Annotated in this window: 25 protein-coding genes and 1 pseudogene; 10 read left to right on the forward strand and 16 right to left on the reverse strand. The window is 70.3% G+C overall.

The genetic code is table 11. The annotated features are described in order from the left end of the window. Positions 1-28 precede the first annotated feature (28 nt). Together OG306_RS21920 and OG306_RS21925 are read right to left on the reverse strand one after the other, a co-directional pair. Entirely contained in the window at positions 29-1,438 is a 1,410-nt protein-coding gene (locus OG306_RS21920) for a zf-HC2 domain-containing protein (RefSeq protein ID WP_266747782.1), read from the reverse strand. Next, positions 1,435-2,046, reverse strand: a complete 612-nt coding sequence (locus OG306_RS21925; RefSeq protein ID WP_266747783.1) for an RNA polymerase sigma factor — start codon at positions 2,044-2,046, stop codon at positions 1,435-1,437. Before OG306_RS21925 ends, OG306_RS21920 begins: the two co-directional genes overlap by 4 nt. A gap of 278 nt (positions 2,047-2,324) precedes the next feature. Between OG306_RS21925 and OG306_RS21930 the strand changes: the two genes are divergently transcribed. Continuing rightward, positions 2,325-2,699, forward strand: coding sequence for an STAS domain-containing protein (locus OG306_RS21930; RefSeq protein ID WP_266747784.1), 375 nt, complete (start codon positions 2,325-2,327; stop codon positions 2,697-2,699). A 48-nt stretch (positions 2,700-2,747) separates the two neighbouring features. Further along, a complete protein-coding gene (locus OG306_RS21935; RefSeq protein WP_266747785.1) occupies positions 2,748-3,269 on the forward strand; it encodes an EF-hand domain-containing protein in 522 nt (173 codons plus the stop codon). Between the two features lie 90 nt (positions 3,270-3,359). Here the strand turns inward: OG306_RS21935 and OG306_RS21940 are convergent, their stop codons facing one another. Continuing rightward, entirely contained in the window at positions 3,360-4,904 is a 1,545-nt protein-coding gene (locus tag OG306_RS21940) for a class I adenylate-forming enzyme family protein (protein ID WP_266747786.1), read from the reverse strand. 149 nt (positions 4,905-5,053) lie between these two features. On the opposite strand from OG306_RS21940, the gene OG306_RS21945 reads away from it, so the two are divergent. The 4 genes from OG306_RS21945 (at position 5,054) to OG306_RS21960 (ending at position 9,475) form a co-directional block, all read left to right on the forward strand. Then, positions 5,054-6,253, forward strand: coding sequence for an amidohydrolase family protein (locus OG306_RS21945; protein ID WP_266747787.1), 1,200 nt, complete (start codon positions 5,054-5,056; stop codon positions 6,251-6,253). 34 nt (positions 6,254-6,287) lie between these two features. After that, positions 6,288-7,442, forward strand: coding sequence for an acyl-CoA dehydrogenase (locus OG306_RS21950; protein WP_266747788.1), 1,155 nt, complete (start codon positions 6,288-6,290; stop codon positions 7,440-7,442). A 7-nt stretch (positions 7,443-7,449) separates the two neighbouring features. Continuing rightward, complete coding sequence (locus OG306_RS21955) at positions 7,450-8,457, forward strand: acyl-CoA dehydrogenase family protein (RefSeq protein ID WP_266747789.1); 1,008 nt, start codon at positions 7,450-7,452, stop codon at positions 8,455-8,457. A gap of 517 nt (positions 8,458-8,974) precedes the next feature. Next, positions 8,975-9,475, forward strand: coding sequence for an ATP-binding protein (locus OG306_RS21960; RefSeq protein WP_266747790.1), 501 nt, complete (start codon positions 8,975-8,977; stop codon positions 9,473-9,475). A 78-nt stretch (positions 9,476-9,553) separates the two neighbouring features. Here the strand turns inward: OG306_RS21960 and OG306_RS21965 are convergent, their stop codons facing one another. After that, positions 9,554-10,480, reverse strand: a complete 927-nt coding sequence (locus OG306_RS21965) for a cyclase family protein (protein ID WP_266747791.1) — start codon at positions 10,478-10,480, stop codon at positions 9,554-9,556. Positions 10,481-10,563: 83 nt separating this feature from the next. Between OG306_RS21965 and OG306_RS21970 the strand changes: the two genes are divergently transcribed. The 3 genes and pseudogenes from OG306_RS21970 (at position 10,564) to OG306_RS21980 (ending at position 12,677) form a co-directional block, all read left to right on the forward strand. After that, the gene (locus OG306_RS21970) at positions 10,564-11,496 is read left to right on the forward strand and encodes an SDR family oxidoreductase (RefSeq protein WP_266747792.1); all 933 of its coding nucleotides are present in this window, start codon (positions 10,564-10,566) and stop codon (positions 11,494-11,496) included. A gap of 27 nt (positions 11,497-11,523) precedes the next feature. Continuing rightward, positions 11,524-11,631 (forward strand): annotated as a pseudogene (locus OG306_RS21975) (hypothetical protein); the annotation flags it as partial. Further along, a complete protein-coding gene (locus tag OG306_RS21980; RefSeq protein ID WP_266747793.1) occupies positions 11,628-12,677 on the forward strand; it encodes a Zn-dependent alcohol dehydrogenase in 1,050 nt (349 codons plus the stop codon). The pseudogene OG306_RS21975 and the gene OG306_RS21980, both read left to right, overlap by 4 nt. 189 nt (positions 12,678-12,866) lie before the next feature. On the opposite strand, the gene OG306_RS21985 is transcribed toward OG306_RS21980, so the two are convergent. Then, positions 12,867-13,121 carry a hypothetical protein gene (locus OG306_RS21985; RefSeq protein WP_266747794.1) on the reverse strand — a complete coding sequence of 85 codons (255 nt, stop codon included), beginning with the start codon at positions 13,119-13,121 and terminating at the stop codon, positions 12,867-12,869. A gap of 63 nt (positions 13,122-13,184) precedes the next feature. Then, a complete protein-coding gene (locus tag OG306_RS21990; RefSeq protein WP_266747795.1) occupies positions 13,185-14,408 on the reverse strand; it encodes a glycoside hydrolase family protein in 1,224 nt (407 codons plus the stop codon). A gap of 1,064 nt (positions 14,409-15,472) precedes the next feature. Here OG306_RS21990 and OG306_RS21995 point away from each other — a divergent pair. Beyond that, entirely contained in the window at positions 15,473-15,667 is a 195-nt protein-coding gene (locus OG306_RS21995; RefSeq protein WP_266747797.1) for a hypothetical protein, read from the forward strand. On the opposite strand, the gene OG306_RS22000 is transcribed toward OG306_RS21995, so the two are convergent. From OG306_RS22000 to OG306_RS22045, 10 genes are all read right to left on the reverse strand, one after another. Continuing rightward, positions 15,617-16,465, reverse strand: a complete 849-nt coding sequence (locus OG306_RS22000) for a fumarylacetoacetate hydrolase family protein (protein ID WP_266747798.1) — start codon at positions 16,463-16,465, stop codon at positions 15,617-15,619. The genes OG306_RS21995 and OG306_RS22000 overlap by 51 nt on opposite strands. 41 nt (positions 16,466-16,506) lie before the next feature. Further along, positions 16,507-16,854, reverse strand: a complete 348-nt coding sequence (locus tag OG306_RS22005) for an L-rhamnose mutarotase (RefSeq protein WP_266747799.1) — start codon at positions 16,852-16,854, stop codon at positions 16,507-16,509. After that, positions 16,851-17,717 (reverse strand): amidohydrolase family protein, encoded by an 867-nt coding sequence (locus tag OG306_RS22010; RefSeq protein WP_266747800.1) that lies wholly within the window; start codon positions 17,715-17,717, stop codon positions 16,851-16,853. The genes OG306_RS22005 and OG306_RS22010 overlap by 4 nt, the downstream gene beginning before the upstream one ends. Positions 17,718-17,853: 136 nt before the next feature. Then, complete coding sequence (locus OG306_RS22015) at positions 17,854-18,861, reverse strand: aldo/keto reductase (RefSeq protein WP_266747801.1); 1,008 nt, start codon at positions 18,859-18,861, stop codon at positions 17,854-17,856. Further along, on the reverse strand, positions 18,858-19,604 hold the full coding sequence (locus OG306_RS22020) for an SDR family NAD(P)-dependent oxidoreductase (protein ID WP_371666264.1): 747 nt from the start codon (positions 19,602-19,604) through the stop codon (positions 18,858-18,860). The genes OG306_RS22015 and OG306_RS22020 overlap by 4 nt, the downstream gene beginning before the upstream one ends. Positions 19,605-19,763: 159 nt before the next feature. Beyond that, the gene (locus OG306_RS22025; RefSeq protein ID WP_266747802.1) at positions 19,764-21,329 is read right to left on the reverse strand and encodes a sugar ABC transporter ATP-binding protein; all 1,566 of its coding nucleotides are present in this window, start codon (positions 21,327-21,329) and stop codon (positions 19,764-19,766) included. After that, positions 21,326-22,303 carry an ABC transporter permease gene (locus tag OG306_RS22030; RefSeq protein ID WP_266747803.1) on the reverse strand — a complete coding sequence of 326 codons (978 nt, stop codon included), beginning with the start codon at positions 22,301-22,303 and terminating at the stop codon, positions 21,326-21,328. Before OG306_RS22030 ends, OG306_RS22025 begins: the two co-directional genes overlap by 4 nt. Beyond that, on the reverse strand, positions 22,300-23,388 hold the full coding sequence (locus OG306_RS22035) for an ABC transporter permease (RefSeq protein WP_266747804.1): 1,089 nt from the start codon (positions 23,386-23,388) through the stop codon (positions 22,300-22,302). The genes OG306_RS22030 and OG306_RS22035 overlap by 4 nt, the downstream gene beginning before the upstream one ends. Next, a complete protein-coding gene (locus tag OG306_RS22040) occupies positions 23,385-24,473 on the reverse strand; it encodes a mandelate racemase/muconate lactonizing enzyme family protein (RefSeq protein ID WP_266747805.1) in 1,089 nt (362 codons plus the stop codon). The genes OG306_RS22035 and OG306_RS22040 overlap by 4 nt, the downstream gene beginning before the upstream one ends. Before the next feature lie 18 nt (positions 24,474-24,491). Further along, positions 24,492-25,556, reverse strand: coding sequence for a sugar ABC transporter substrate-binding protein (locus tag OG306_RS22045; RefSeq protein ID WP_266747806.1), 1,065 nt, complete (start codon positions 25,554-25,556; stop codon positions 24,492-24,494). Between the last annotated feature and the right edge of the window lie 94 nt (positions 25,557-25,650).

Consider the following 25,650-nt stretch of genomic DNA (forward strand, 5'->3'; position numbering starts at 1 on the left):
GCACCGGGGAAGCCGGATGGCAGAGCTCCTACAGCCTGCTCAGGGACGCCGCCGCGAACAGTACGTCGCGGATCGCCTCGCGGTCGCCCTCCTGACCGGCCGCAGCCTCCACCGGAGGCACATGTCCGGCCACCAGTTGGCAGAACTCGACGCCGTCCAGCGCGATCTGCGCCACCGCGTGGGCGGCCGAGCCGACCGCGGCGGGGGAGTCCAGCGGGATGTACCAGTCGCCGCCGCCCGTGCCCTCGATCTCCAGATGCAGCGAACGGCCCGGTGAACCCGCCGTCACCAGATGGCGGGCCGGGCCGGACAGCCCCGACCTGCGGCGATCGGCGAGGGCGGCCGGGACGAGCCGGGCCGCCAGGTCGACCATCCGGTGGAGATGGGCGGCGGACGGCGTCTCGTACGGATAGTCCACCGCATGTGCGATGTCACCGCCGTGCACCCAGCATTCGAAGGCCCGGTCCAGCAGCGCGTCGTGCATCGGAAGGGCGAAGTCGCCGTACGAGACGGAAAGTTCGGCGACGCCGCGGCCGGCGAAGGACACCGTACGGATGAGGGTGTGGCTCTGCCCGCGCCACGGTTCGTGGATCGCGCGGGTGGGCGGCCGGCGGGCCGCGGACCAGTACTTCTCGGTGCGTGCGGCGGGCGGGAGCGGCCAGTCGTCGCCCCGGCCCGTGGTGCCGTCGCCGAGCGGTACGTCGAGGCCGAGGGCGGCGGCGACCAGCCCGTCGACGGTCATGAGATGACCGATGACACCCGCGACCGTCGTCTTGCGGCTGACTTCCCTCTCGCCGTCGAACCATCTCAGCCGCAACGGGGCGTGCCACTCCGAGCCGCCTATGTCACGCAGCAGCGCGTCGAGCCGCGCGGTCTCCGCCTCGTACGGAGCGGCCCAGTCCGGTACCGGGATCCTGGCCGGACGGCGGCTCAGACAGGTGTCGATGACCCGGGAACGCAGCGTCGGATCGAGGTCCAGACTGCGGTCGGTCTGGAGCAGTCCGACCGCGTCGCGCAGCCGGAGGGCCTCGTCGGCACAGGCGGCGCACTCGGTCAGATGCGCCTCGACGGCCTCGGTCTCCTCCGCCGAGCAGGCGGCCAGCGCCCAGGCGCCGAGGAGGGCCTTGAGGACACGGTGGGGGAGCACCAGGGCCGGGGCGGCGGGCGGGTCCGAGGGGGCGGGTGAGCCCGGTGGGTCCGGTGGTGCCACGACAGATTCCGGTTCCGGTGTCGTCGGCCGCGGGGTCGGCCGCGAGGACTGGGGTTGAGGCTCGGTCGGGGGAACGGACGGCGGCAGGGGTACGGTGCCGAGGTCGAAGTCGTCCGCGGCGGCCCGCGGTCCCGGTATGCGCCGTGCGCCCCGCACCTCGTCGCCGCGTCCGCCGTCCTCGGGGCGGGCGCTTTCGCGTCCGTTCGCGTCGTCGTCGTCACTGCTCACAGCGACCGTCCGTATCCGGGTGGCGAGAACCCCTCCAGCGGGCGGGTGTGCGCGGTGGAGAGCAGCTGGAGCCCGAGCCGCAGCCGGCGGCGGGCCTCGTCCTCGGTGACCCCGAGGTCGGTCGCGGTCTGCCGGTAGTCCCGGCGCTGGACGTACGCGAGCTCCAGCGCGGCCCGCAGCGGGGCGGGCATGGACTCGACGATGTAGTCGGCGCGGGCGGCGGCGGTGGCCCGGCGCACCCGGTCCTCCAGACCGGCGGGGGAGGCGGCCCCGGAACGCTCACCCGTACCGGCCGTACCGGCCGTACCGGCCGGGAGGCTGTCCGCCTCCTCGCGCAGCCGACGCACGGACTGGCGGTGCGTGAGCCGGGCCACCCAGGATCGCATCGAGCCCTGCTTCGGGTCGTACGCGTCGGGGTTCTCCCACACGTAACCGAAGACCTCGCGGGTCACCAGGTCGGCGGCGGTCTCGTCGTCGAGCATCCGGTGGGCCTGGCTGTGCACGAGCGCGGCGAACCGGTCGTAGAGCTCGCCGAGCGCGGCCGCCTCACCGCGTGCCAGCCGCTGCTGCATCTTGCGGTCCCAGCGGGGTGGTGCGTTTCTCGCCATGCGACCCCCAGCCCTGTTCCCCTCGTCACATCGAATGTAGTCGGCGGCACCGGCCATGCACGTCCCTTTACGGCAAGTACATCCCTGAAGAGGCCGGAGATGATAGGGAATGCGCCCTCCACGGATGACGGGATCGGACCCGAATCGATCATTTCGGTCCGAACCCGGCCGCGTCTGTCGAGCGGTGCGGTGTTTCATGGCTCTGCGGCGTGGGCAGCCGCGAGGAGGAACGGAAACTTCCGGATCGTCGGAATCCCCGGAACGAGAGGCCCAGTCGCGTGACACTGAAAGTGGCCGAGACCGTGCAGGACGACTGGACGGTGCTGCGCATATGCGGCGAACTGGATCTGGTGTCGTCGCCCGTCGTGCGCCAGTCCGTCCATGAGGCGGTCGCCACCGGCCGCCACGACGTGGTGCTCGACCTCTCCGAGGTTCTGTTCTGCGATTCCAGCGGTGTCGGCGTGCTGATCGCGTCCCGCCGTCTGATGCGCTCCTGCGGGGGCCGGCTGCGGCTGATCCTCCCGGCCCGCGGCGCGGAAGAGGGCTCCCACGTCAACCGGGTGCTCGCCGCCCTCGGCGTGCGCCGGCTCTTCGACGTCTACCCCGACCGGTACGCGGCCGTCGACGACGAGGCCGAACCGCTCTCGGCGTGAGTGCGCGTAAGACCGACCGGCAATTGAGGGGCGGCGTACGCTCCCCGCATGGACAGCGCAGAGTATGAGCGCAAGGTCGCCTTCCGCTTCGCCGCCTTCGACCAGGACGGCAACGGATACATCGATCGCGCGGATTTCAGTGCCGCCGCGGCCCGTCTGCTCGCCGAATTCGGTACGACGGCCCGCTGCGACAAGGGCCAGGCGCTCTACACCGGGGCCGAAGCCCTCTGGCAGGGCATGGCGGGCATCGCGGACGTCGACGGGGACCAGCGCGTCACCCGTGAGGAGTTCGTGGGCGGAGCCGTGAAACGGCTGCGCGACAACCCCGAGCGCTTCGCGGAGATCGCCCGCCCGTTCCTGCGCGCCGCGCTCGCCGTGGCGGACCGGGACAACGAGGGCGCGGCCTCCGTACCCGCCGTGGAACGGGCGCTCCGGGTGCTGGGCGCCACCCCGCAGACGGCGGCGTTCGCGGCGCGGAGCCTGGACGCGGACCACGAGGGCAAGGTCGCCGAGGACGCGGCGGTGGCGGCGTTCGCCGACTACTTCACGGTGATCGCACCGGACGCGTAGCCGGGGCCGGGGCAGCCGGAGCAGGGCCGGTCCCGTCCGACGGTCGTCGTGCGGCGGACCGCACCGGCGACCGCCCCGTCCGGGGGCGTCTCAGGAGAACTGTTCGCGCAGCCGGTACTTGAGCACCTTCCGCAGCGCCTCGTTGCGCGGCAGCGCGGCCACCACCTCCAGCTGTTCCGGCAGCTTGTGCACAGAGAGCCCCTGCGCGCGCAGGTACCCCGTGATGTCCGGCAACGTCAGCGGGGCCGCCCCCGCCGGCTGTTCCACGACCGCGCAGACGCGTTCGCCGCGCTCCGGGTCCGGGAGCCCGATCACCGCCGCGTCGCCGACGCCCGGGTGCCGGTGCAGCAGGTCCTCTATCTCCTTGGCCGAGATGTTCTCGCCCTTGCGGATGATGATGTCCTTCAGCCGGCCGGTGAGCACCAGGTGCCCGCTCGCCTCGACATGGCCGACATCGCCGGTGATCAGGAACCCGTCCGCGTCGAAGGCCGCCGCCGTCGCCGCCGGGTCCAGATAGCCCGAGCAGACGGCCTCGCCGCGCAGCCGTACCTCGCCGTCGGTGCCGTACGGCAGTGGTTTGCCGTCCTCGTCGGTGATCCGTATCTCCATGCCCTCGGGCGGCCGGCCCTCCGTCCCGGCCAGGTGCTCCACCGTGTCGTCCGGGGCGCCCATGGTGATCATGGGGACCTCGGTCATGCCGTAGCCGTGGGTGAGCTGGACGCCCATCTCCCGCACCACCGCGTGGTAGATCTCCGGCGGCTTCGGCGCACCGCCACCCGCCAGCAGCCGCAGGGTGGGGATCAGCTTCCGCTCCGGCGCCTTGCGCTGCTCGGTCAGGAACATCGAGTAGAACGCCGTGGACCCGCCCGCGACCGTCACCCCGTGACGCCGGTAGCCCGCCAGCGCGTCCGGCATCGCGAAGTGCTCGAACAGGACCGCGGGAAACCCGTACAGCAGCAGCATCACCGCGTAGTCCGGCCCGCCGACATGGGCGAACGGGAACGCCACCGAACCGACGTCGTCGGCCGACAGGTGCAGCGCGTGGGCCAGGCACGAACCACCCGCGATCAGGCTGCGGTCGGTGTGCAGGACGCCCTTCGGGTCGGAGGTCGTTCCCGAGGTCCAGTAGATCCAGCGCACCGCCGTGCCGTCGGCGGGCGGCGGCGGCAGCACGGACGGGTCGCCGTCCGGCAGCGACTCGTACGCCTCGAAGACCAGCGGCGGCTGCTCGGCCTCCGCTGCCAGCCGCCGCGCCATCGCCGTGTGGTCGAAGCCGCGCCAGGTGCCCGGCACGGCGAAGAAGCCGGCCTTCGACTCGCGCAGCGCGAACCCCGCCTCGCGGTCCCGGTAGAACGGGATGACCGGCGACTGCACGGCCCCGATCCGGGTCAGTGCGAACGACAGCAGCACGGTCTCGATCCGGGTCGGCAGCTGCCAGGCGACGACGCCGCCGGGGCGCACGCCCATCCCCCACAGCCCGGCCGCGACCCGCTCGCCGCGGCTGCGCAGCTCGCCGAAGGTCAGCGTGCGGTCGTCCTGGATCAGGAACGGGCGGTCCGGGGTCAGGGCGGCCCGGCCTTCGACGAGCTCCCAGAAGGTGCCCGATGCGCTCAGCGCGTGTGCGGTCTCGTTCACGGCAAACCCCTCACAGCTGACGGGTAGTCAGATAGTGCCGAGAGCGTAGAGCGCTGCGCCTTGTCGGTCCAGGGGTGCGGGGCTAACCTGTGCCGAAACTGAATCTGACGAACCATCAGATACGTTCAGTGTGCGCCGAAGGGGACACCATGACGTCAGCGGAACTGCCTCGGATCGTCAGCGTCGACGACCATGTGATCGAGCCGCCGCACCTCTTCTCGACCTGGCTGCCCGCCAAGTACCGCGAGCGCGGCCCGCAGCCGCTCACCGCGGGCATCGGGGAGCTGGCGTACACGGGGGGCAAGTACGTCATCACGATGGACCCGGACGGGCCGCCCACCGACTGGTGGATCTACGAGGACCTGAAATTCCCGTACAAGCGGAACATCGCCGCCGTCGGCTTCGACCGCGACGACATGACGCTGGAGGGGATCACCCGGGCCGAGATGCGGCCCGGCTGCTGGGACCCGGCCGAGCGGCTCAAGGACATGGACCTCAACCACGTCGAGGCGAGCCTCTGCTTTCCCACTTTCCCGCGCTTCTGCGGCCAGACCTTCGCCGAGGCGCACGACAAAGAAGTCGCGCTCGCCTGCGTCCGCGCCTACAACGACTGGATGGTGGAGGAATGGTGCGGCGACAGCGGCGGCCGGCTCATTCCGCTCTGCATCATCCCGCTCTGGGACATCGGCCTGGCGGTCGCGGAGATCAAGCGGAACGCGGCGCGCGGCGTGCGGGCGGTGACCTTCTCCGAGATCCCCACCTACCTCGGGCTGCCGTCCATCCACACCGGCTACTGGGACCCGTTCTTCGCGGTCTGCCAGGAGACCGGCACGGTCGTCAACATGCACATCGGGTCCAGCTCGCAGATGCCCGCCGCCTCACCGGACGCCCCGCCCGCCGTGCAGGCCAGCCTCTCCTTCAACAACGCCATGGCCTCGATGATGGACTTCCTGTTCAGTGGAGTCCTGGTGAAGTTCCCCCGGCTGAAACTCGCCTACAGCGAGGGCCAGATGGGCTGGATCCCGTACGCCCTGGAGCGTGCCGACGACGTCTGGGAGGAGCACCGGGCCTGGGGCGGGGTGCGCGACCTGATCCCCGAGCCGCCGTCCACGTACTACTACCGGCAGATGTTCTGCTGCTTCTTCCGCGACAAGCACGGGGTCGCCTCGCTCGACGTCGTCGGCCGGGACAACGCCACCTTCGAGACCGACTACCCGCACGTCGACTCGACCTTCCCGCACACCAAGGAGGTCGCCCTCGACCACGTCAAGGGACTGGACGACGAGACCGTCTACAAACTGATGCGCGGAAACGCGATCCGGATGCTCGATCTGGACCTCGACAAGTAGGCGCGCGGCAGATCTCGGGTACCCGGAGGAAGAAGTGGATCTCGCGTACACGGAGGAAGAAGAGGAGTTCCGGGCGCGGCTGCGCGAGTGGCTGGCCGCCGTGCTCCCCGCACTGCCCGCGAAGCCCGGACCCGACGACTGGCCGGGCCGCCGCGCGTACGACACCGCCTGGCAGCGGATGCTGTACGACGCGGGCTACGCGGGCCTGCACTGGCCCGTCGACGCGGGCGGGCGCGGCGCCACTCCGACCCAGCACCTGATCTTCCTGGAGGAGACGGAGAAGGCCGGCGCCCCGTACGTCGGCGCGAACTTCGTCGGGCTGCTGCACGCCGGGCCGACGATCGCGGCCGAGGGCACCGCCGTGCAGCGGGCCCGCTGGCTGCCGCCGGTGCTGCGCGGCGACGAGATCTGGTGCCAGGGGTTCAGCGAGCCCGACGCGGGTTCGGACCTCGCCTCGCTGCGGACCCGGGCGGTGCGCGACGGCGACGACTACGTGGTGAGCGGGCAGAAGATCTGGACCTCGCACGCGGAGGTCGCCGACTGGTGCGAACTGCTGGTGCGCACGGACCCGGCGGCGCCCAAGCACCGTGGGATCAGCTGGCTCGCGATGAGGATGGACGTTCCCGGTGTCACCGTCCGCCCGCTGCGCACCCTCGCCGGGTCCACCGAGTTCGCCGAGATGTTCCTCGACGAGGTGCGGATACCGGTCACGCACCGCGTCGGCGCGGAGAACGACGGCTGGCGGGTCACCATGGTCACCCTCTCCTTCGAGCGCGGTACGGCCTTCGTCGGCGAGGTCGTCGCCTGCCGCCGCACCCTGGCCGCCCTGGCCGCCGAGGCACGGGCGAACGGCCGCTGGGACGACCCGGTCCTGCGCCGCCGGCTGGGCGGGCTGAACGCCGAATTCCGGGCACTGTGGCGGCTCACCCAGTGGAACGTCAGCGAGGCGCAGCGCAGTGGGGGAGTGCCGGGGACGGGCGGCTCGGTGTTCAAGCTGCGCTACTCGCAGGCCCGCCAGGAGCTGTACGAGGCGGCCGCCGAGGTGCTCGGCGCGGACGGCGCCGATCTGGACCGGGAATGGGTCCTGGACCGGCTCTCCTCGCTCTCGTACACCATTGCCGCGGGCACCTCGCAGATCCAGCGGAACATCGTGGCCGAGCGGATCCTCGGCCTGCCGAAGGGGCGGTGAGCGGACGGTGGACTTCCAGCTCTCGGACGACCAGCGGGCGCTGCGGACGGGGATACGGGAACTCCTCGCCGGACGCTTCGGCAGGGACCGGATGCGGGCGGCCCTCGACGGCGGTACGGGCATCGACCGGGCCCTGTGGCGGGAGCTCGGCGAAGCCGGGTTCTTCGCGCTGCGGCTGCCGGAGGCGGCGGGCGGTGTCGGGCTCGGCCTGCCCGAGTCGGTCCTCCTCTTCGAGGAGGTGGGGCGGTCGCTGCTGCCCGGACCGCTGATCGCCACCCACCTCGCCGCCGGTGCGGTGAAGGGGGCGGCACAGGGCGAGGCGGTGATCGCCGCACTGGACGCCGGGCGGCCGGTGGGGCACCTGGGCGACGCGGACGGGCTGCTCGTGCTCGGGGCCGGGTACGCAGGGTCCGGGGCCGGGCCGGGGTCGGGGTCCGGGGCCGGGTCCGGGGCCTGGGATGCCCCGGGCCCGGCCGACGGGATCCTGCGCGATGTCGTAGGGATACGGGAGGCAGCCGAGCCCGTACGGTCGCTCGACCCGTTCACACCCCTGTGGCGGGTCACGGGCCGCGTCGGCGCCGTCGCGCACCTGCCCGGCGGGGCGCTGCGCGCCGAGGGTGCCCTGCTCGCTGCCGCCGAACAGCTCGGCAGCGCCGCCCGTACGACCGAGATGGCCGTCCAACACGCCGGTGAACGTGAACAGTTCGGATCGCCGATCGGGTCCTTCCAGGCGGTCAAACACCTGTGCGCAGGGATGCTGGTCCGCACCGAACTGGCCCGCGGCGCCGTCTACGCGGCGGCCGTGACCGCGGACCGGGTCGAGATCGCGGGCGCCAAACTGCTCGCCGACGACGCGGCGGTCCGCAACGCGCGCGACTGCCTCCAGGTGCACGGCGGGATGGGCTTCACCTGGGAGGCAGACGTCCATCTGCACCTCAAGCGCGCCTGGCTGCGCTCGGGCCAGTGGCTGACGGCGGCGACGGCCGAGGAGGTACTTGCGGCCGACCTGTGCTGATCCCGGACGGGTTCCGTGCAGCTTTCCGCCGCACGGCGGCGGGGAGCCGCGCGGGGTCCGCGCGGGACAAGCGGGCCGCTGAGCCTCACGCAGCGGAGTTACGCAGTGCAGTCGGCCGACTCCGGAGCCGGGTTGTGTCCTTTGCGTGATTCGTCACGGGGTGGAGTCGGCGCCGGGCTCGGGTACGCTCCGTTGGATGCGACAGGATCTGGAACCGGGTAATCCGGGTGTTGCCCGTGGGGCGGCTCCGGTCCGGAAGAGATGCCCTGATCGCCTTCCACGCAGAAGCGCCGAGTCTGCCCGGAGGGCGACTCCCACGGCCTCGATGCGCCTCTGTTCGACTTCCCGCAGCGCGCGTCGCACAGTATGTACCACGCGTACTCCTTCGCGCTGGAATATGCCCGAAGCGCTTGTTGCGGTGACTGTACGTCAACCATGCTGTCTCGTAAGGGAATCACGTTCCGTGACCCTGAGGAGGCGCGAGGCGATGTGTCCGCCGGTTCGGATGGTGTGAGCGGTGCAGGTGCTTCAGGTTCAGCTGGAGGTCGGGCCGGATCCCGCAGAGGTCGGGCGGGCCCGCAGATGGGCGCGATCGAGACTGGTCGGGTCCGGGATACGAGACGACGAGCCGCTGGCCGAGACGCTCATCCTGCTGATCTCGGAGCTGGTCACCAACGCGGTGGTCCACACCGGGTGCCCGGCCGTGCTGCACATGCTGTTCGGCTCGACGGGCACGGCGGGGACGGCCGGGACCGTACGGGTCGAGGTGGCCGACGCCAGCTGCCGCCCGCCGCAGCAGCGCCACGCGGAGGGCGAGGACACCGGCGGCCGGGGCCTGGAGCTCGTCGACGGCCTCGCCGACCGCTGGGGCTGGCAGCCGGAGGGCGCGGGCAAGCGCATCTGGTGCGAGGTCGACCGGGACGCCGCGCTGATCCAGGCCGTACCGGGCGTTCACGGCGCGGGCGATGCGGACCTCGGAGCGCGCAAGACGTCGCACGCTGTGACGAATCCCGCATAGAGGTCAAAGTAGCTGGATAAAGGTTAAAGCAGCTGATTCGGCGCCGATCCGAGCGGTCCGGCGCCGGTCCGAGCGTCTTCAGAGGATGGCGACCGGGGCGACCGGGGTGCCGGTGGCGCCGACGAACGGCTCCGGCATCGCGGAGAGCAGAAAGCTGGAGCGCCCCTCGTCCGCACAGGCTGTGGACAACGTTTCCAGGTTCCAGTTCTGGCCCTGCAGCATGCCCATCTCGACCAGGTCCAGCGCGTGCACCCCCAGCCACAGATCCTCGATCTCGGGCGGGAAGATCTCGAAGGTCAGGGTGTCGTTGGCGACCGCCGCCACATCGCGCGCCCGGAACCACTCGGGCGTCCGGATCGAGAGGCCGGGCGACGGATAGCCGTACGCCTGCTTGTCGCCCGCCAGGTAGACCTGCACCTGCCCCGTCCGCACGAGCACGATGTCACCGGCCCGGACCCGGACCCCCGCCAGATCCTCGGCCGCGTCCAGGTCCTCCGGGGTGACGGCGTGGTCGCCGGGCAGCCTGTCCAGACCGTGAGCGCGAGCCACATCGAGCAGTACCCCGCGCGAGACGATGTGCGGCGCCTTGTCGATCCCGCTGAACCGCGCTCCGTCGTGGGCGGTGATCGTGGCGGCCGGGCGGCCGTTGTAGATCTTCCCCGAGTGCGAGGCATGAGTGAGGGCGTCCCAGTGGGTGGCCGTCTGGAGGCTCAGGACCGCCGTGTCGTCGCTGGTGGCGACGGTGCCGGGGCCGAAGAGCTCCTGATTGATCTGGATCATGGTGTGCAGCGGATTGATCCGCCCGGGGATCAGTCCGCTCTGGACGCCGTCCTGCTGGAGAGGCAGCGCGAGCGGCACGCGCAGCCCGGTGCGGACGGCGCCGGCCGCCTCCCGTACGACCGCGTCGGTGATCAGATTCAGCGTGCCGATCTCGTCGTCGGCGCCCCAACGGCCCCAGTTGTTCACCCGCTTGGCGATGTCGTGGAACTCGGCCGGCAGTGACATGGAGCCTCCCGGGGCTTGTGTTCGTGGACCTCATGGCCCATAAAATCTAACGGTCCGTCAGAAACCGCGGGAAGGGGCCGGACATGGGGAACTTCTTGGCAGGCAAAGTGGTGGCCGTGACCGGAGCCGGGCGCGGCATCGGGAGGGCGGTCGCGCTCGCGGCGGCGGCCGAGGGGGCGAGAGTCGTCGTCAACGACTACGGCGTGTCCATCGAGGGCGGCGAGCCGAGCAGCGAGATAGCCGAGTCCGTCGTCAAGGAGATCGAGGCGGCGGGCGGTACGGCGGTGGCCGTCGCCGACGACATCTCCACGATGGCGGGCGGGCAGCGGATCGTGGACACGGCGCTCGCACAGTACGGGCGGATCGACGGGGTCGTGTGTGTGGCGGGCATCCTGCGGGAACGGATGCTGTTCAACATGTCCGAGGAGGAGTGGGACCCGGTGGTCGCCACGCACCTCAAGGGCACGTTCACCGTCTTCAGGGCCGCCTCGGCGGTGATGCGGAAGCAGGAGGACGGCGGCACACTGATCGGCTTCACCAGCGGCAACCATCAGGGCAGCGTCGCCCAGGCCAACTACAGCGCCGCGAAGGGCGGGATCATCTCGCTGGTACGGAGCGCGGCGCTCGGCCTGCACAAGTACGGCGTCACGGCGAATGCCGTCGCACCCGTCGCCCGTACCCGGATGTCCGCCAACGTGCCGATGGAACTCAAGGAGATCGGCGAGCCGGAGGATGTGGCGGCGCTCGTCGTCTACCTGCTCAGTGAGCGGGCCCGCAAGGAGAAGATCACCGGCCAGGTGTACACGATCGCCGGCCCGAAGATCGCGGTCTGGGCCCAGCCGAGGGAGCTGCGGGCCGGGTACGCGGACGGGGCGTGGACCCCGGAACGGATCGCGGACTTCCTGCCGGGGACGGTGGGCTCGGACCCGATGCCGATGCTGGCGCGGCTGGAGGAGATGGCCGAGGCGGCCGCTGCGAAGGCACGGCCGAACAGAACAAGCTCCTCCGGCCTGTGAGGAGCGGGGGCTCAGAGGCGGAGCCCCCGGCCATGGCGGTTCACCCGGTCCGACACCCTCCACGGCGGCTCGGACGAGATCCAGCGGAACATCATCGCCGAGCGAGCGCTCGGCCTACCGAGGGAGCCGAGATGAGAGGCGTCGTCTTCGACGGCAGACGGACCGAGGTCGTCGACGATCTGGAGATACGCGATCCGGGCCCCGGCGAGGTGCTGGTGGCGGTGGCCGCGGCCGGACTGTGCCACAGCGATCTGTCGGTGATCGACGGGACGATTCCGTTTCCGTCGCCGGTGGTGCTCGGGCACGAGGGCGCGGGCGTGGTCGAGGCGGTCGGTGCGGGCGTCGGCCATGTGGTGCCCGGCGACCATGTGTCGCTGTCGACACTGGCCAGCTGTGGGGCGTGCGCCCAGTGCGACCGGGGCCGGCCGACGATGTGCCGCAAGGCGATCGGGATGCCGGGACAGCCGTTCTCGCGGCGCGGGAAACCGCTGTACCAGTTCGCGTCCAATTCGGCCTTCGCCGAACGGACCCTGGTCAAGGCCGTGCAGGCGGTGAAGATCCCGGCGGACCTGCCGTTCACCTCGGCAGCCCTGATCGGCTGCGGGGTGGTGACGGGAGTCGGAGCCGTACTCAACCGGGCGAAGGTCGACCGGGGCGACTCCGTCGTGGTGATCGGCACCGGCGGCATCGGGCTCAACGTCATCCAGGGGGCCCGGATCGCGGGCGCCCTGACGATCGCCGCCGTCGACGCCAACCCGGCGAAGGAGGCGGTGGCGCGGCAGTTCGGCGCGACGCACTTCCTGACGTCGGCCGACGGCGTACGGGAGATCCTGCCGAGCGGCGCCGACCACGCCTTCGAGTGCGTGGGCCGTACGGAACTGATCCGTACCGCGGTCGACCTGCTGGACCGGCACGGCCAGGCGGTCCTGCTGGGCGTTCCCGCGGCGACGGCGGAGGCCTCGTTCCTCGTCTCGTCGCTGTTCCTGGACAAGTCGATTCTGGGCTGCCGGTACGGCTCCTCGCGCCCGCAGCGGGACATCGCGCTCTACGCGGAGCTGTACCGGGAGGGCAGGCTGCTGCTGGACGAACTCGTCACCGAGACCTACCCGGTGGAGGACTTCGCCAAGGCGGCGGACGACGCGCACCACGGCCGGGTGGCGCGGGGGGTGCTGGTCTTCTGAGGCGGAAGGGCATCAGGCCTGTGTGATGTTGTGATCAACCAATCGCCGGCAGGAGGTCGTCGATCCAGATCATCGAGGTGCGGAGATGGAGGCCGGCGAGATAGCTCCTGCCGCCCGCACTTGGGCGGGCGGCAGGTCGGCGTATCGACACCCACAGGCTGTTGCGCACCCGGACCCTCGGCGGCCTCGTCAACGAGTACAGATACGCGGCGTGACCTGCGGCGACGACCTTCCGAGCGGCACAGGCGCCCGGAGCGAGGGCAACGGCAGCCGCATGAGCATCCGCAGAGCGGCCGAGCGCCACACCGCGGCCGCCAGAGCGCGGGACAGGCGGGCGCCCGCCCGGCCCGCGCACTCCTTGACCACGGAGCCGAGCAGGTCGGTGAGCCGGTTCGTCCGGCGTCGGCAGCGCCCCAACAGGCCGGCCACCTGCTCACGCCTCATTCATGACACTCCCCGATCGGCCGTACCTCTGCAGGCGCTGATACGGCATCACGGACTGCGTTCTTACGACCAACGCAGCGGGATGGCGACGTTCTGGGATCCAGCGGCGTTGCTGCCGCGGGCCATGGCGGCATGCAGTGTTATCGGGCGGCCGTTGTGGTCGAAGAGGAGCTGGGGTCGCTCCAGCGAACCGAGAGTGATCAGCGAGCCGTCGGTGAGCCTCAACTGCCTCAGCGAGACCAACGGGTGCTCGGCCGGCTCCCATGCGAGGCCGTCCGCCGAGGTGACCAGGCCGAGCGCCCCGTACTGGGGAGTGAGCGCCTTGGACCGGTCGGCTCCCGCATAGAAGTCCTTGACGATCGCGTAAAAGCGGCGGTCGGCACGGTCGTACCAGAGATACGGATCCTCCGCCTGGGTCTCGGTCGTGCCCAGGGCGGTGGCGGTGTAAGGGAAGGGACCCTCGGGACGGTCGGACTCGCCGACGACGGTGATGTAGACGCCCTTGGCGTTCCAGGTCTTGTACGTCATGAGGAAGCGGGGCCGACCGCCCACGGCGGGGGCCTCGGTGACGGACGGGTTGACCACCATTTGGAAGGTGTTCACGTAGTCGGGGCCGGCGATGGGGACGTCGCTGCGGGTACCGCGGCCGGCGATCAGGTCCTCCAGGGTGCGGGCGCTGATCACACCGATGCGCTGGCCGGCATGGTATTGCAGCCAGAGGGAGGGCTGCTTGGAGTACCACGGCTCGGGGGTGTTCGCCGGGTTGTTGGCGATGTAGTAGAGGTAGTAGCGGCCTCGGAAGTAGCGGATGTGCGGGTTGTGCGCGTTGTAAAGGTCCCAGCGGCCGGGGTCCCCCGAACCCTGAACGACGGTTCGCAAGTGCCGGTACGGACCCTGGGGGCCCGGGGAGACCGCGACGGCGACCTCGCTGTACTTCAGCCAACCGCTGAAGCCGTGGAAGATCTTCTCCGAGGGGTCGGGGCCGCGGCCGGCCGAACCGTGCTGCCAGCGTGAATAGAAGAGGTAGTACGCTCCGTCGCGGCCGCGGATGGGGGAGCCGCCCCAGGTGTACCAGCCATCGGTGCCGAAGATCTGCACCGATGGGTCGACCGGCTGGATCGCTGCCTGGAAATCGGGGGAGGACGGTCCGGTCGGGTGATCGGCGGCCGCCGGTTCACCGAAAGAGGTGGCGGCCAGGGCCGCCGGTCCACTGAGGGAGGTGGCGGCCACAGCCACCGATATCGTCGTGAGCGCTCTGCGCCGCGTCATGCCATTGCTGCCGGTCAAGGCCAGCTCCTTTCGGTCCTTGGGGCTCTTCGTCGTGCAACGGCCCCTTTTGAGATTCCTCAACGTGCCCTGTGCCATTACCTGCTGGTGGAGTTGAGCAATGGGGAGGAGATTTGGCACCGAGGTGCAGCTCCCCGAGCCTCCGTAAGGCGCCGAACCGGGCAGATCGGGCGCCTCACACGTGTGTCCGTGGGGGATTGCGGTCTGACTCGCAGTGCAGTGATGGGTGAGGTGAACCGCGACGGCAGGGCCGAGCGGTTCACCCTGTCCGGATCGACGGGTGAGGACATGCACGGGCCCCTCTGCGTCGACAACGCATCCGCCGCCCGATTACAGAGCGGGGTGGATCCGTGAGCGCCGGGGTGGTGCACACGGTGCGCGCCGCGTGGCCGCCGTGGAAGGTTCTGCTCCGAGTGGCGGGTATGCCGGACGCGGGATTGCGCACCCCGCTGCCGGGTGGCGGAGCGTTCTTGCGGCTGTCGTAGGTACGGCGATCGCCGGAGCGCCGATCGACCGTGCTGTCGAAGGTATGGGAAGGTTTCCCTGCTACGGGGTAGCCGGGTTTCCTATATGATTTGCCGTCTACGGGAGAACGTCAAGATGTGGGGCGGGAAAGATCCGCTCGGGACCGGCTGAAGCCCGCCGTCCTGCAGGCCTCGGTGCGCAGGCCGCGCCCAGGCGCCCTCGCCGTACTGGCCGCAGTAGCGTGCAGGGCCTGCTGGTAGGGGCTTGAGGGCTTCGTGGCTGCCGGCCGGTGCCTGCCGCCCGGGGAGTCCGGGTGCCGCCGAGGGGGCATCCGAACCGGCCTCGTGAATGTCGGGCGCACCTTTGGCGGCACGCCCATCCTTCCTTCCCGCAATGGTAAATCCTATATGATTTGAGGTTTCTTCCCCTGGCGAGGAGGCCGGTTCGCTACCTGGACTTGAAGCGTGATGTCGGGGCCGGTTGCCTGACCGGGGCCGGACGGGTCCGGTGGTCCTGGGGCGTGAGGGATGCGCGGGGCGGCGGGTTGGCCACTCGCTGCCGCAGAGCCGGTCGACGCTGCGGAACGCGGGGAGCGGGCGGTGCCCGCGATCCTGGACGAGGCCGGCGAACTGCTCGGGTGCAGCGCCGCCGGCGTGGTCGACGTCCTCGCGGTCAAGGCGATCAAGGTGATCGGCGAGAGCCTTGTGCTGTGGCCACGGCCGGCGTCGGTGGACCGCTGGTCTTCATGCCTGTGCGAAGATCTGGCGCTGGGTGCCGAGTCCTTCGATCTCTAGCTCGACGATGTCGCCCGGGCGCAGGTAGGGAGTTCCCGGCAGCCCGAGGGCGACGCCTGCCGGGGTTCCAGTGTTGATCACATCACCGGGTTCGAGAACCATGTACTGGCTCAGGTACCAGACGATGTACGCCACATCAAAGATCATGTTCTTGGTGCTGCCGTCCTGTCGCGGCACGCCGTTGACAGACAGCCCGAGGGTGAGCGACTGCGGGTCGCCGAGCTCGTCGGCAGTGACCAGCCAGGGGCCGAGTGGGTTGAAGGTTTCGCAGGACTTGCCGAGGTCCCACTGCCCGGAGTACTCCAGCTGGAACTCCCGCTCGGAGACGTCGTTACTGATCGCGTACCCCGCGATCACGTCGGCGGCCCGGTCCGGCGAACTGAGATAGCGGGCGCGGCTGCCGATGACGACGGCGAGTTCGACCTCCCAGTCGGTCTTGGTCGATCCGCGAGGGATCAGCACCGGGTCGTGAGGGCCGACGACGGTGCCGGGGTCCTTCATGAAGACGACCGGCCGCGTCGGGATCGCCGCGCCGGTCTCTTCCGCGTGGTCCCGGTAGTTCAGGCCGACGCACACGACCTTGCCCGGCCGGGCGACCGGTGCGCCGATTCGTCCGGTGGCGGGGAGTTCCGGCAGTTGCCCGGCCTCCATGGCGGCGCGGGCCCGGGCCACGCCGCCGGAGGCCAGAAACGCGGAGTCGATGTCCGTCGTGACGGCCGACAGATCCAGCAGCCGTCCGTCCGCCGCCAGGATCGCCGGGCGCTCGCTCCCGGCGGGGCCGATGCGCAGCAGCTTCATCTCAGATGTCCTTTCGTAGTGGGGAGTTCGCAGTGGGGCGGTCAGTCCATGTGGAAGACCGAGGGGATCTCGGTCCACTGGCGGCCCTCGGGTGTCCCGGGAAGGCGTTCCTGGCAGGGGTCGGTCAGCTTCCACCACTCCTGGGTGACCGGGTCCTGGGCCATCAAGGCCATGTCCGCCTCGAAGTCGGACCCCCGGTACTCGAAGTAGCTGAACAGGAGATCCCCGTGGAGGAAGATCGAGTAGTTGGCGATGTTGCACGCCCGGAGCCGGTCGAGAACGCCGGGCCAGGGATCGGCGTGCAGGTGCAGGTACTCCTCCCGCTTCTCCGGCTTGAGGCGGATCACCGACGCGATCCGGCGGACGTCACCGCCCGTGATGTCGTTCACCGGTTTCCTTCCGTAAGTCCGTAGACCCGGGTCGCTGTTCCGGCGAAGACGGCTGCTCGTTCGGCCGGGCTCAGCGAGCCGGTGAGCGTCCTGGCGGCGTTGACCACGTCCTCGTAGGAGGCCGCGAGCAGGCAGACCGGCCAGTCGGAGCCGAACATCAGCCGGTCCGGTCCGAACGCTTGGAGCGCCGTCTCGGCGAAGGGATACAGGTCGTGCGGGGACCAGGCCTGCCAGTCGGCTTCGGTGACCATGCCGGAGAGTTTGCACACGGTGTTGGGCAGCGCCGCCAGCGCGTTGATGTCCTTGGCCCATGGGTGCAGTTCGCCTGCCGCGATGGGAGGCTTGCCGAGGTGGTCGACGATGAAGGCGAGTCCGGGCAGGGCTGCGGCGGCCTGTACGGCTGCGGGGAACTGCGGCGGCCGTATGAGCAGGTCGTAGGTGAGGCCGGCCGCGGCGACAGCGGCCAGTCCGCGGGAGACGTCCGGGCGCAGCAGCCAGTCCGGGTCCGCCTCGTCCTGCACCGGGTGGCGGATGCCGACCAGCTTCTCGCCTCCCGGTAGCCCCCGCAGGGAGTCGATGGTGTCCGCGACGTCCGGCGCCGTGAGGTCGACCCAGCCGACAACCCCGGCCACCAGCGGGCTCGCTGCGGCGAACGCGAGGAACTCGGGGGTTTCGGCGGCGACGGCGATCGTCTGCACGAGCACGGTCGAGGTGACCCCGGTCGTGGCGGCCTCGCTCTCCAGGTCGGCCAGTGTGAAACTGCGCCGGATCGGTTCGAGGGCCTCGCCGATGAGCCAGGGCTGGTCGCGCACGGACAGGTCCCAGACATGGTGGTGCGCGTCGACGATCGGATCCGGTATCACGTGCGGATCACCTCTGGTGCGTTGGGGACAGGTGCAGGTGTCTGGACGGAGCGGGCGGCGTTCACGGCGACTTCGGGGAGTGGTCCACGACGACGGCCAGGGTCGAAGCACATGACGAACGAGGCGATGCGCATCGTCAGCTGCCCTTCGGTGTCGGGACGGAGGCAGGCAACAGCCCGGACGCCTGAAGGTCGGGCCACAGACCGGCCGGGGCCGGCCGGTCCAGCAGTCGTGCGGCGTCCCGGACTTCGGCCGCCGACCGGGCCCCGACCAGAACGCTTGCCACCGCCGGATGCCCGAACGGGAACTGGAGCGCAGCCCCGCGCAGCGGCACGTCATGCCGTGCGCAGACCTCCTTGATGCGCATCGCGCGGACCAGGATCTCCGGCGGCACGGGCGCGTAGGCATAGGTCGCATCGGGCCGGGGGTCGGCGAGAACTCCCGAGTTGAACACTCCGCCGATGACGACGGCGACGCTGCGCTCCAGGGCAGTCGGCAGCAGGTCGTCGAGCGCGCCGTGGTCCAGCAGCGTGTAGCGGCCGGCCAGCAGCACCACGTCGACGTCGGTGTCCTGGACGAAGCGGTGCAGCAGGCCGGTCTGGTTCATCCCGACCCCGATCGCGGCCACGACCCCTTCCGCACGTAGGCGTTCCAGCGCAGGATAAGCCTCCTCCAGGGCCTGCTCCGCGTGATCGTCCGGATCGTGCAGGTAGGCGACATCGATGCGGTCCATCCCCAGGCGCAGCAGGCTGTCCTCGATGCTGCGCCGTACGCCGTCGGCGCTGAAGTCCCAGATCCGCCGGTGCGTCGCGGGGACCGCGAACCCGTTGGCCAGGTCGTCTCCTTGGACGTGCGAGAGTGGCTCCAGGAGCCGGCCGACCTTCGTCGACACGGTGAAACTCGCGCGCGGACGACCCGCCAGGGCCGCCCCGAGGCGACGCTCGGACAGCCCGAGTCCGTAGTGCGGCGCGGTGTCGAAGTAGCGGAAGCCCTCGTTCCAGGCCGCGTCGACGGCGGCCGCGGCGGCCTCCTCGCTGACCGGGTCGAACAGGTTGCCGATCGCCGCCGCGCCGAAGCCCAGGCGGCTGACCGTGGCGCGGCTGTGCCCCAGCGCCTCCGTGCCCGGGTCGGATCGGCCGTTCATGACGTTGCCGCGCGGAGCCGCAGCCCGGCCATGCCACCGTCGACGGCCAGCGCCGTACCGGTGACCGACGCCGCCGCAGGGCTCGCGAGATAGACGATCGCGGCCGCCACTTCCTCGGCGGTGACCAGACGCCCCGTCGGCTGACGGGCGTTGAGCGCCACGCGCTCGGCCGACGGATCGTCAGCTGCGTCCAGCAGCCGGCCCACCCACGGGGTGTCTACCGTGCCGGGGTTGACACAATTTACGCGGATGCCCTCGCGGACATGGTCGGCCGCCATCGCCAGGGTGAGCGAGAGCACCGCGCCCTTGCTCGCCGAGTACAGCGCCCGCTGGGGCAGGCCGGCGGTCGCTGCGATCGAGCAGGTGTTCACGATGGCGGCGTGCTTCGACCTCCGCAGATAGGGAAGCGCGGCGCGGGTGGTGCGGACCACGCCCAGCACGTTGACGTCAAGGACCTGGTGCCATTGTTCGTCGGGATTGTCCTCGACCGTGCCGGCCGCGCCGATTCCGGCGTTGTTGACGAGGATGTCGATCGATCCCAGTGCTTCGGCTGCCGCCTCGACGGCCCGGCCGACACCGGCGGCATCGCTGACATCCGCACGGAATCCCCGGAGCGGCGCCGCGAGGTGCTCGATCGAGAGGTCGAGCACGGCCACCGATGCTCCGCGCTCGCTCAGCTGCTGGGCGGTGGCCAGTCCGATACCGGAGGCACCGCCGGTGACCAGGGCGCACAGCCCGGTCATGTCGACGCTCACGTCGTTCCGCCTTTCTTCGAGGGGCGACCCGAGGGGTCGCGAATGGGGTTGTCCGGCCCCCGGCCCGGCTGCGGATTCGCAGCCGGGCCGCGGGTTCCACCAGTGGCTCAGTGCACTGCCATGGACTGTGGTGACGGTGAAACGGGATCAGTGGGGGGAGAGCTCGTGGGGGACCGGGTCGCGCCCGTGGATGAGCCCGATGACGGCTCGGCTGGTCGACGCGTACTCATGGTCGTTGGCGATCGTTCCGGTGATCCGGAAGTCCCGCATCACCGCGATGCGGTCGGCCAGCGCGACCATCTCGGGGAGATCACTGGTGATCAGCAGGATGGCGAGGCCATCCTCGGCGAGCTGCCGGATGAGCTGGTGGAAGGCCGTCTTGGTGCGGATGTCGATCCCCACCGTCGGCTCGTCGATGATGAGGATCTCGGTGTTGGCGGCCAGCCACTTGGCGAGGCTGACCTTTTGCTGGTTCCCGCCGGAGAGGTTTCCGGCGAGCTGGTCGGGCCCGTAGCTGCGGATGCCGAGCCGCTCGGTGTACGTCAGCGCGAGTTCGCGCTCTCGCCGCCGCGGAACGAAGCCGAGAACGCGAGCCATCCGCCGCCACACCGTGACCGCGATGTTCATGCTTATCGCCTGGTCGAGGAAGAGGCCCTCCTCCTTGCGGTTCTCCGGCACATAGCCGATGCCGTAGGTGCCCAGGGCCCGGCGTACGTCCTTGATCCGGGCCGGTTCGCCCTTCACCCGGATCTCGCCGGAGACCACCCGGTCCATTCCCAGCAGGGCCTTGGCCAGTTCCGTGCGCCCTGCTCCGACGAGACCGTAGAGTCCTACGATCTCGCCTCCTCGTACGCTCAGCGAGATGTCCCGGTGACCGGTGGCGGTGCAGACCCCTTCCAGCTCCAGCGCCGGCACCCCCTCCTCGGACGGAAGGGGGCGGGGCTCGAACCGCGCCGCGATGTGGGAGCGGCCGACCATGAGGGAGACGACATCGTCCTGGCTGTGCTCGGACAGCGGCGCCGCCTCCAGGACCGAGGCTCCGTCGCGCAGCACGGTGACGGTGTCGCAGACGGCGAACACCTCCTCCAGCTTGTGGCTGACGAGCAGAATCGAGGTTCCCTGTTCGCGCAGCCGTCTGACCACCTCGAGGAGACGGTCGGCCTCGGCCAGCGTGAGCGCCGAGGTCGGCTCGTCCAGGAGCAGCACCCGGCTCTCGGTGGAAAGCGCCTTGGCGATCTCCACCAGCTGTCGCTGCGCGACCGACAGTCCCTTGACCGGGGCGTCCAGATCGAGGCTGAGGCCGAGCTGGTCGAGACTGCGCTGCGCTCCGGCGCGTACGGCGCCGCGGTCCACGAGCCCGCCCCTGCTGGGTACCTGACGGAGCATGATGTTCTCGGCGACCGAGAACTCCGGGATCAGGTTGCGCTCCTGGTGGACCACGGCGATCCCGGCCTTGACGGAGTCCGCGGTGGAGTGCAGGACGATCGGGCGCCCGGCCACGGACAGGCTCCCACCGTCGGGGCGGTGAAGCCCGGTGAGGATCTTGATCAGCGTCGACTTGCCCGCGCCGTTCTCGCCCAGCAGGGCGTGCACGGAGCCGGCTTCCAAGGTCAGGCTCGCGCCGTCCAGCGCCCTGACGCCGGGGAAGGTCTTGACGAGCCGCTCCGCCCGCAGCAGCGGTGCGGCCGGACCGGGGGTGGCGGTGGAGGTCATGCCGTGCTCCTGTTGCCGCGTCCACTGGTGTGCCGGGTCTCACGGATCCGGCCGATGACAACGGTGCCGAGGACGACCGCTCCCACCGTGAAGTTGACCCAGCTCGGGTCGAGTGAGAACTGGGCGCGGGCGATGTCGACGGTCCGGACGATGAATGCCGCGAGCACCGTGCCCAGGACCGAGACCGCTCCGCCGGCCAGTACGGCACCGCCGATGATCGGCGCGGCGAAACTGGGCAGGATCCAGTCACCGCCGATGCTCTTGTTGACGCCCGGGGCCGAGGCGACCGTGACGACCGCGGCGATGCCGATGATCAGCCCGGACAGCGTGTGCGCCAGGATCAGGGCCCGGTCGTTGGAGATGCCGGACAGCTGCGCGGCCAGTGGATTGCCGCCGGAGGCAAGCAGACGCCGCCCCGCCACGGCGCGCCTCAGGAAGAAGGCGAGTGCACCGGCGACGGCGAGTGCGATGACGAGGATGACGGGAATGTTCAGCACGGCCGCGGTGCCGAGGCGGCGCAGGCCCGCCGAGTCCACGTTGATGGTCCGGGTGCCGACCAGCCGGTACTGCACGCCGAGCAGGATGGTCATCGTGGCGAGCGTGACGATGAACCCGTTGATCCGGGTGGCCACCACCAGTGCGCCGTTGAGCGCGCCGACCAGAGCTCCCGACGCGACCGCGATCAGGACCGCGAGCGGCGCCGGAACTCCGTGGTCCGCCATCAGGCTCGCGGTGAGTACGGCGAGGAACCCACCGAGCGCTCCGACGGACAGGTTCATCTGCCCGGCGGCCATGACCACCAGTTGTGCCAGGCCGATCAGGAGAGGCACGGTCAGATACACGAGGACGTTCCGGATGGAGCTTCCTTGCAGGAGATCGCCGTGCGAGTCGATGGCCAGCAGAGCGAACCCGAGTACGCCGATGGTGAGCAGGGTCATTTCGGTCGAGCGGCCGAACCGGCTCAGAACGCTCATCGGGGGCTCACCGCCCTTCGCGAGAGGAGCACGTTCCTGATGCGGTCGGTGGACAGCGCCAGCAGCAGGGTCGCGCCGAGGTAGATGTTGAGGCTCTCCAGCCCGACGCCCAGCAGGACCAGGCCTTGTCGGATCACCTGGGTGAGGGTGGTGCCCAGCAGAGTGCCGATGATGGACACCGCGCCGCCGGTGAGCAGCGTCCCGCCCAGCACCGGGCCGAGGAAGGAGGGGAGCATGAAGTCCGCGCCGATGTTGGCAGTGAACGATCCGGTGGTCACCGCGAGCATGAAGCCGGCCAGCGCGGCGAGCGCCCCGGACAGCGCGTGTGCCGCGATCACCCTGCGTCCGGTCGGGATACCGGACAGCTCGGCCGCGGTGATGTTCGAGCCGACCAGCAGCAGTTCGCGTCCGGGCCGGGTGCTCCGGTACAGGTAGCCGGTGAGCGCCATAGCCACCAGCGTGAAGAGCAGGAGCTGCGGTACTGCGGGTGAGCCGCACACCGGGCCCGCGCACACCTCCGCGAGCGAGTAGGTGCGCAGGGCGTCCATGCCGGCGGGCTTGGCGGTGAACGCGGCCGCCGTGGTGGTCTGGGCGTAGACCAGCGAGACCAGTCCGAGCAGGGCGAAGTCCATGGCGAGCGTGACGACGAAGGAGTTCACCCGGGTCACGGCGATCGTCCAGCCGGTGAATGCACCGATCGCGGCACCCGCCAACAGGCCGATCAGCAGGCCCAGGTAGAGCGGCAGGCCCCAGTTCTGGTAGGCCAGGCCCATGAACATCGCGGAGAACGCGGCCATCCGGCCCACCGCCAGGTTCATGTGGCCGATCGACATCACGGCCAGCTGGGCCAGGCCCACCACGGTGACGATGGAGATCTGACGGAGCATCGGGAACACGGTCAGCTGCTCGTCGTAGAACGCGGCGTTGGCGGAACCGAAGGCCAGGATCAGCCCCACGATCACCACGAGCAGCCCGAGTCGCTGCACGGTGCCGGCGTTCCAGCGGCCGCGCCTCGCCGGCTGTGCCGCCTGCGGCCCGGCGGCGTCGGCCGCGCTGTCATCGAGTTCGGCGGTCGGTGCCGTCATGCCACCCTCCGGTCCTCGATCGCGTCCGGGTCCCAGTCGATGCCGAGTCCGGGCTGGTCGGGCGCCACGGCGTAGCCGTCGCGGATCGTCAGCTCGCTGCTCGTGATGGCGCGCAGCTGCGGAATGTGCTCGACGTAACGGCCGTTGGGCACCGCGGCCACCAGCGAGACGTGCAGTTCCATCAGGAAGTGCGGGCAGACATGGACGTTGAAGGTCTCGGCGAGGTGTGCGACCTTCAGCCAGGGGGTGATCCCGCCGACCCGGGCGACGTCCACCTGGATGATGGAGGCCGCGCCCCGGGCCAGGTACTCACGGAACTGCGCGGCCGAGTACAGGGACTCGCCGACCGCGACGGGGATCGAGGTCGAGCGGGCGAGGGTCGCATGCCCCTCGACATCGTCCGCGGGGAGGGGTTCCTCGAACCAGCTGAGGCCGATCGGTTCGAAGGCGGCCGCACGACGACGGGCCTCGGCGCCGGTCATCGACTGGTTGGCGTCGACCATGATGTCCAGGGCCGGGCCGACCGCGTCGCGCACAGCCCGCAGCCGTTCCACGTCCTCCTCGATGCGCGTCTTGCCCACCTTGAGCTTCACGCCCGGCCAGCCCGCGGCCTGTGAGGTGAGCGCGCCCTTGACGAGTTCGGCGGTGGAGAGGTGCAGCCAGCCGCCCTCGGTGTCGTACAGAGGTATCTCGCGGCGGAAGCCGCCGGCGAGGCGCCACAGCGGCTCCGCGGCGCGCAGGCAGCGCAGATCCCACAGGGCGGTGTCGACCGCTGCCAGCGCCAGCGAGGTGATCGCGCCGGTCGTGGTGGCCCGGGTGGAGGCGAACAGGTCGTTCCACAGGTGTTCGACCTGCCGGGCGTCCTGGCCGTGCAACCGGGGCAGCAGGTGCTCGCGCAGCATCGCCAGCACCGAGCTGCCGCCGGTGCCGATCGTGTAGGAGTAGCCGATCCCGACGGCGCCGTCGTCCGTGCGCAGCTCGACGAAGATGGTCTCCTGCTTGAGGAACGACTGGACCGCGTCCGTGCGCTCGGTCTCGACCTCGAGGTCGACGAGATACGCCTTGGTTTCAATGATCTTGGTCATCTGTGCGTCTCTCCGGCGTCAGGAGCACGACAGGACGGTGGTCCTGAAGTCGTTCTGCAGCTGTGTCGTCTTCGCCTGGCGGTCGGCGTCGTAGGTGGCGACGTTGTCCTTGGTCACCACGAACGAGCCGGAGTCGATGACGCTGCCCGGCTTGCTCACGGTGCACTTCTTGCTCTGCAACTGCGCGAGCGCCCAGGCGCCGACGTAGGCCTGGCCGACGGGGTTCTGGGCGACCGTGGCCGCGATCGAGCCGTCCTTGAGGCCGGCCAGGATCTTGGGGTCGTCGTCGATGGCGACAACCTTGATCGGCAGCTTGGCGGCCTTGACCGCCGCCGCCGCGGCCACGGCCGGGTTGTACGCGGTACTGACGATGCCGTTGATCTTGCTGCCGTGGGCGGTCAGCAGGTCGGACACAGCCTTCTGCGCGGTCTGCAGGTCGGTGTCGACATCGGTGACCGTGGTGAGCAGCGTGACCTTGCCACCGGTCTCGGCGATGGCCTTCTTCACGCCGGTGATCCGGCGCTGGGTGTTGGAGTCGGCATTGATACCGGTCAGGTGGACCAAGGTGCCCTTCCCGCCCATGGCCTGGATGGTTGCCTTGGCCGCGCTGTAGGCGGCCTGCTCTACGTCCGTCGACAGGCAGAAGTCGGCGTTGTTCGTGGTGCCGGCCGGGCACGAGCCGAGCGAAGCCACCGCGAAGCCCTTGGACTTCAGGTCGGTGAACGTGCTGTTGATGTCGGTCGGTGAGACACCGAACACGCCGAAGGCGGTGTAGCCCTGGGCGGCGAGTGAGGTGAGCAGGTCGTTCTGCTTGGCCTGGTTCCACTCGGCGGTCTCGTTGAAGGTCACGCCGCCGAGACCGAAGTCGCTCTGCGCCTTCGTGCCGGCGTTCCGCCACGGCTGGAAGTACGGGTGCGAGCCGCCCGGGACCAGGGCGATCTTGACCGCCGACACGGGGGTGGCGCTGCCCCGGGCCTGTCCGGCGGGGGCGTCGCCGCCCTTGGTGCTGCAGCCGGTCGCCGCCAGCAGGAGAACGGACATCCCGGCGATGAGCGTCGCAGGTCTCGCGTGTGCACGCTTCATGGTTCTCACTTCGAATCACGGATCGTATATTTTAAGGAGAACCATGGGGTACGCCGGCCAGCGCGGTCAAGATCCGTTACCAAGCGGAAACGTG

Origin of the sequence: Streptomyces sp. NBC_01241, from assembly GCF_041435435.1 — a bacterium.
Lineage (GTDB): Bacteria > Actinomycetota > Actinomycetes > Streptomycetales > Streptomycetaceae > Streptomyces.